Origin of the sequence: Mesorhizobium sp. SARCC-RB16n, from assembly GCF_008520305.1 — a bacterium.
In the GTDB taxonomy this organism is placed as follows: domain Bacteria; phylum Pseudomonadota; class Alphaproteobacteria; order Rhizobiales; family Rhizobiaceae; genus Mesorhizobium.
In genome coordinates, this window is the sequence record NZ_ML703326.1 from 1 (window position 1) to 6,129 (window position 6,129).

4 protein-coding genes and 1 pseudogene are annotated in these 6,129 nt (G+C 62.4%); 4 read left to right on the forward strand and 1 reads right to left on the reverse strand.

The window, feature by feature from the left end:
- The first annotated feature begins 1,095 nt into the window (after positions 1-1,095).
- Positions 1,096-1,584, forward strand: a complete 489-nt coding sequence (locus C7I87_RS36335) for a hypothetical protein (RefSeq protein ID WP_246696538.1) — start codon at positions 1,096-1,098, stop codon at positions 1,582-1,584.
- A 19-nt stretch (positions 1,585-1,603) separates the two neighbouring features.
- Here C7I87_RS36335 and C7I87_RS36580 read toward each other — a convergent pair whose 3' ends face one another.
- Positions 1,604-1,738, reverse strand: coding sequence for a hypothetical protein (locus C7I87_RS36580; protein WP_281409083.1), 135 nt, complete (start codon positions 1,736-1,738; stop codon positions 1,604-1,606).
- Positions 1,739-1,857: 119 nt separating this feature from the next.
- On the opposite strand from C7I87_RS36580, the pseudogene C7I87_RS34870 reads away from it, so the two are divergent.
- The 3 genes and pseudogenes from C7I87_RS34870 to C7I87_RS34880 all read left to right on the forward strand — a co-directional run.
- Positions 1,858-2,673 (forward strand): annotated as a pseudogene (locus C7I87_RS34870) (IS3 family transposase); the annotation flags it as partial.
- A 325-nt stretch (positions 2,674-2,998) separates the two neighbouring features.
- Positions 2,999-4,474 (forward strand): endo-1,3-1,4-beta-glycanase EglC, encoded by a 1,476-nt coding sequence (locus C7I87_RS34875; protein WP_149908456.1) that lies wholly within the window; start codon positions 2,999-3,001, stop codon positions 4,472-4,474.
- A 34-nt stretch (positions 4,475-4,508) separates the two neighbouring features.
- A partial coding sequence (locus tag C7I87_RS34880) for a type I secretion system permease/ATPase (RefSeq protein ID WP_149908457.1) occupies positions 4,509-6,129 on the forward strand: 1,621 nt, incomplete at its 3' end.

Consider the following 6,129-nt stretch of genomic DNA (forward strand, 5'->3'; position numbering starts at 1 on the left):
CCTGTTTAGTGAACGAGTATCTTGTCCAGGACCCTCCGCTCATTCGATTTGACGCCTGAGTATGCGCCAGTTACGCGCTCAGCCAAGAGCGCAGGGGCAACATCAGGATCGAAGCGAACGGCAACCCTGCTGCGCCGCGCCCGCACCGCCGCCCGACTCGATCGCAAGCTCGAGCTGCTGCTCAAGACGGCGGTCGGCAGCGCCCACCTATTGCGGACGTTGGCGCCGCTAACCAACTGGTGGACGAGACAAAAGCGAGATCACGGAATGGACCAGACTCACGCCCGAAGCGCTACAGTCGTGGAGAGAACGGCTGACCGCACGGCCCTCGGACGAACGTGGCGAGATCATCAACTAGCGCGCCGCGCCGCGCGTGCTGCGCACGTTACGCTGTCGAAGGAGCCGGACAAGGTAGCTTTAAGCGCACGACCACGTGGCTGCCACAACCAGTCGCGCACTGGATGAGCTGTTTTCAGATCGCGCCAAAGGGTATGCAGGGGCGCCTGCTGCGGCCGAAAGGCCTGGTGCCCAAGGTCGGACGGCCGCGCAAGGACCCGGTCCATGGAGGCAAAGGCCTGCTGCTGGCGGCGTGGAAAAAAGACTGAGTTTCGCCAAGTGCAGGAGGACGCAAGCCTTGCCTCGGCACGAATGCCGGGGACGCAACAGTCGTCGTGTCGGTGGAACACTCTCGGCCCTTGGAGGTTGGTAGCCGTCGATTGCTTCATTGAACTGGTAAACGGAGGGCGCCCGCCTTCGGTTAACGCCGGGGCGGGTTCTTTTTTCAGTCTGGGCTTCTCCGGATTTGAGCATGGCATGCGCAGCAAGCAAGCCGCCAGCGGGGGTCCAGACGATGCAGAGGCAGACGACCAGCACCAGCACCGCCATGGGCAGCCAGGCGTCGATGGAATCAGGCAGGCCCGGTATCGGCACCGTGCATGAGATCATCGCTTTCAGCCATTCGGCGGCGCCGCCGCCAGGCGCGCGGAGCACAGCAGCGCAGCGCCAGCACGAACAGCATGGCGAGCGTAACGACAATGTCGGGCACACGGGAGACGACGATGAGCAGGCCGTTGAGCGCGCCGAGGACAAAAACCCATGGCGAGCACGAAAGGCACCACGAACAGCGCGTATTCCTCGCTGGCACCCGGCCATCATCGAAGCGGCGGTGACGCTGGTCAGCGCCATCATGGCGGCGACCGAGAGGTCGATGCCGCCCGCGATCACAAGGACGGTCTGGGCGGCGACGGCGAAAGCCCAATGCAGCACCGCCCGCACCAGCTGGTCTATCAGCCGGGCTATGCCATGCAGAGCATGCGGATGGGCCTGGCGGCAAGGCCGCCGCTGCATCTCACTCTGGCCGTCGCCGGGGCGGTGGTGCTTGGCAGCTTCCTGTCGAAATTTCCAGCCATGGAATGGCTGCGGGTGGCTCGGCGAACACTCACTGGTCGTCTATGTCGCCTTTGCCATCCCGATGTCGCTGTTTCGCGGCGCTGCGTCGGCAAGCGGCTTGGGCGCATGTCGACGGCAGCGCCGCACGCGGCGCCGAACACGGCCCTACCTGCCGCTCAATCAAGCCAGATGTAATCGGGGCAAGCGTCTGCGGTCATCCATCCCGCAGCCAGACCTGCATCTCGCCGGGCCCGCGGTTGTCCCAGGCGAAATAAGGGATGGCGGTCAGGTGCGTCTCCACCTTGGCCGGCGGTTCGGAACGATAGAGCCCGGCCTGCCAGCCCGGCATCGGCTTGTGTCGTGGCTGAAAGCGTCACCACGCCACTGCTCTGATCCCCGATAACTGGATCGTTTTTGGTTAGAGTTTTTCGCTGTATTTTCCTGACTGGGAGAAGGAGGCGGAAGACGATGAAAGCATCGAAGTTTTCGGACGCGCAGAAGGCGTTCATTTTGAAGCAGGGCGATGACGGTGTGACCGTGGCGGAGATCTGCCGCAAGGCCGGGATCAGCCAAGCGACGTATTTCAACTGGCGTAAGAAGTATGCTGGCTTGCTACCCGATGAGATGCGTCGCTCAAGGCGCTGGAAGATGAGAATGGGCGCCTGAAGAAGATCGTTGCCGACCTGACGCTCGATCGCGAGATGCTGCAGGACGTTATCCGCCGAAAAATCTAAGGCCTGCTTGGAAGCGCAAGCTGGTCGACGGGATGCTGGCGGATTGAGGGATATCGATCAGGCGGGCCTGCAAGCGCTAACGTTCGACACCTCGACCTACCATTACAAATCTCGCCGCACCGGGCAGGCCGCGCTCGAACGACGGATTCGGGAGATTTGCGAGACGCGGGTGCGCTACGGCTACCGTCGCGTCCATGTGTTGTTGCGCCGGGAGGGATGGATCGTCAACATGAAGAAGACACGCAGGATTATTTACAACCAGTTGGGCCTTCAGCTCAGGAACAAGCATCCCAAGCGAAGAGTGAAGGCGAAGCTAAGGGAGGACCGCCAGGAAGCTGTCGGACCGAACGATGTCTGGGCCATGGATTTTGTTCATGACCAGCTTGCGACGGGCAAGAAGCTGCGCATCCTGACCATCATCGACACCCATTCGCGCTATTGTCCGGCGACCGATCCGCGCTTCACGTATAGCGGCGAGGATGTGGTTCAGACCCTCGAACGCGTATGCGGCCAGATTGGCTATCCGAAGACGATTAGGGTCGACAATGGCCTTACCGGATGGCGATCGCCCGCCGCTGGCAGGATTTGGCGCCGAGGAGGGGCAGTGATGGACCGGCCGGAAACCTTCATCTAAGTAGATCATTCATCTAAGTAGATCATTTTCCAGTTTATTCATCATTTTACTAAATATCCGTCGTCAACCGTGGCCTCTTGCCGAATAATAAGTATAGCCTTCCGATAGATCGATGTTATGGTGGATTGCGCAGTGATTCCCCGGAACGACATCGTTCCTTTCCGCATTCACCCGATGCGGCCGCTCGGAACTCGTATCAAACGGTTCAAGCAGGCCTGGCATCGCCAGGAGGGTTTGTCCGATGAGCTCCTTCGTCAACGCCCTGGGCGTTCCTCTTCCCTATAGCGGCGGTTCCAACCATTGGTTCTCCGCGGCAGGGTCCGGGCCGGACTTGTACGGCAGCGCGGGAAATGACTCCTTCTACGGAGCATCCGGCGTCACCATGCACGGCGGCATGGGCGATGACATCTATTACCTCTATGCGCCGAGCAACAAGGTGGCCGAGGCGGCTGGGCAGGGCATCGACACGATCAGCACCTGGATGAATTATAAGCTCCCCGACAACGTCGAGAACCTCATCGTTACAAACCCCAATAACTACGCCTTCGGAAATGGGCTGAACAACATCATCACCGCCAAGGCCGGGCACCAGACGCTGGACGGCGGCCGGGGAAATGACGTTCTGATCGACGGCGGCGGCGGTTATGACACGTTCATCATCTCGAAAGGCCACGGAAGCGATCTGATCGCGAATTTTGCTGCCACTGATACCGTACGTCTCAACGGCTATGGGCTCACTTCGTTCGCCGCCGTGCACTCACACATGGTCCAGGCGGGATCGAACGTGGTGTTGAATCTTGGATCCGGCGAGATCCTCGAGTTCAAGGGCACGACCATCGACAAGATGCAGCCCGGCCAGTTCGAATTGCCGATCGACATGTCCGCAATGAAGCTGTCCTTCAGCGACGACTTCAACACGCTAAATCTTCACAATGCCCAAGGCGGCACATGGGACACCAATTTCCCGTGGGGAGCGCCGAACGGCAGCACGTTGAGCGACAATTCCGAGCTGCAATGGTATATCAACGCCAATTACGCACCGACGAGTTCCGTCCACCCATTCAGCGTCGGTAACGGCGTGCTCACCATCACCGCGGCGCAGGCGCCGGCGGACATCAAGCCTCTCATCCACAATTACGATTACACGTCCGGCGTCCTGACGACGCATGATTCGTTCTCGCAGACCTATGGCTATTTCGAAATGCGGGCCGACCTGCCCGAGAACGCCGGCGCCTGGCCGGCCTTCTGGCTGCTGCCGGAAGACGGCTCTTGGCCGCCGGAACTGGATGTGGTGGAAACGCGCGGGCAGGACCCGAACTCGTTGATCATGACGGCGCACTCGAATCAAACGGGAACGCATACCAAGGTGTCGTCGACGGTGAATACCATGGACACCGCGGGCTTCCACACATATGGCGTGCTGTGGACGCCGGAAAAGCTCGTCTGGACTTATGATGGTGTTCAGGTCGCGGAAGCGGCGACGCCGTCCGACATGAACAAGCCCATGTACATGCTGGTCAATCTCGCGGTCGGCGGTTTCGCTGGCTCGCCGCCCGATCATCTGGCCACGCCGGCCGAGATGAAGATCGACTACATCCGCGCCTACACGCTGGACAACGCGCCGGCGAGCGCTCTGCACATCACCAGCAGCACCGCCACGCACAGCATCGCCAATAGCACGCTGCACAACGGCTCCGAATTCGGAGGCCACGCGTAAGGTTCCGGATCATGCAGCGGTGGGGAAAGCGGCAATGACTGGACCGTCGGGCCTGCGTCCGGTCTTCATGCGCGCCATCGCCGATGTCGGCCTCTTCTCGTTGCTGATAAACATCCTACTGCTGGTGCTTCCGCTCTACCTACTGCAGGTCTATGACCGTGTGCTGCCGTCCTCCAGCGTCGAGACGCTCGTCTATCTTTCGGGCATCGCGGTTCTTGCGCTAGCCTTTCTCGGCCTGCTGGACGCAATCCGCGCCGTCTACACACAGCGCGTCGCGGCGACCGTCGACCGGAAGCTGGGCGCCAGAACCTTCGCCCTTTCGCTTGGCGCAAAATATGCCGGCGGCCTGTCGCCGCTGCGCGACCTCGCCTCGGTCTGCGCCTTCATCAGGTCGCGCGGCGTGGCGGTGCTGTTCGACCTGCCCTTCGCGCCTGTCTTCCTCGCCTTGCTCTATCTCATCCATCCGGTGCTGTTTTGGGTGACGATCGCCGGCGCGGTGCTTCTGCTTTTCCTGGTCGTGGCCAACCAGCTTGCCATCGGCAGGAACGACGCCTTGTCCACGGAGCGTTCGGCTTTGGCCAGCCAGGCGGAACAGGCCTTTGCCCGCAATGCGGAGACGCTGCGCGCCATGGGCATGGTGGACAATGCTTCGCGGGTCTGGGGACGGCACGTGGCGGCGGCGCTCACCTTCCATGACCGTTCCTCGAGCGCCAATGCGATTTTCAGCGGCGCCTCGCGGGCGTTGCGTATGATGCTGCAACTGGCGATTCTCGGCGCCGGCGCATGGCTGGTGCTTCAGGGGCAGATGACGGCCGGCATGATCTTCGCCTCGTCGCTGGTATCGTCGCGTGCGCTGCAGCCGCTCGACCAGCTGATCGGCGCCTGGCGGCAGATCGCCGACGCCAGCCGAGCGTGGACCCGGCTGGAAAAAGCGCTTGCGGCGCGTCCGGCCGAGGCGCGGAAATTGATCCTGCCCGATCCGGCAGGCGCCATTTCCGCGCAGGACGTTTTCTTTATGCCGCCGAATGCCCGGCCCGGCACGGAGCCCATCCTCAAGCGGCTGACCTTTGCCATCGGCGCCGGCGAAGCGTTGGCCATCGTCGGCCCCAGCGGCGCCGGCAAATCGACGCTGGCGCGGTTGCTTGTGGGCGCCGCCCAACCGACCGGCGGCTCGATCAGGATCGACGGCGCCGAACTCGGGAGCTGGGACGAAAGCCAGCTCGGAAAGCACGTCGGCTATCTCGCGCAGGAGGTCGAGCTCTTTCCAGGATCGATCGCGCAAAACGTCGCCCGCTTCGACCCGGAGGCGGACGATGCCGCGATCGTCGAGGCGGCAAGGCGCGCCCAGGCGCATGAGCTGATCCTGGCGCAGCGCGACGGCTACCAGACCATGATCGGCCCGTCGGACAGGACGCTGTCGGGCGGCGAGCGCCAGCGAATCGGATTGGCGCGCACCTTCTACGGCAATCCGCGGTTCCTGGTGCTCGACGAGCCCAGTTCCCATCTCGACGGTAGCGGCGAGGCCGCGCTCGAGGCGGTGCTTTCGGCCGCTCGGGCGGCCGGCGTCACGGTCATCGTGATCACCCATCAGCCCTCGATCGCCGCCGCTTGCGACCGCGTGATGCTTTTGCGCGGCGGCATGATCGAAGCCTTCG